Genomic DNA, 341 nt, shown 5'->3' with positions numbered 1-341 from the left:
GCGACAGAACAATGAAATCACTTACTCTAAAGTTCACGGACAATACTTTTACACTCTGGGAAGTATCCGAAAACTTATGGAATTTAATGTAGTAAAAAGTACAGAGGATTATTTAGAAAGCCTAACCCAAAAAGCACATTCGTATGTTAAAAAAGGAAGACCTATTAAGTAAAACGAATGACGGACTGGAAGTATTTCGTTATTATGTTTCAGGGAATTGGAAAGTGGGACAAAACTTTAAAAACCCTTTTTATGATGATAAAAATCCCTCTTGTAATATTTACAAGGATAAAAAAACAGGCATCTATCGGATTAAAGATTTTGGGGATCCTCGTTTTAAT

At 32.8% G+C, this 341-nt stretch carries 1 protein-coding gene; it reads left to right on the top strand.

Going from position 1 to position 341, the window contains the following annotated elements; genetic code table 11:
- Window positions 1-143: 143 nt before the first annotated feature.
- Window positions 144-341 (top strand): hypothetical protein (locus tag VQ048_RS13115; RefSeq protein WP_327611999.1); only part of this gene is annotated, 198 nt, incomplete at its 3' end.

The organism is Bergeyella anatis, from assembly GCF_036016955.1.
Lineage (GTDB): Bacteria > Bacteroidota > Bacteroidia > Flavobacteriales > Weeksellaceae > JAYWXI01.
Note: the sequence above shows the minus strand (reverse complement) of the source record. Positions and strands in the feature narration are given on the sequence as shown.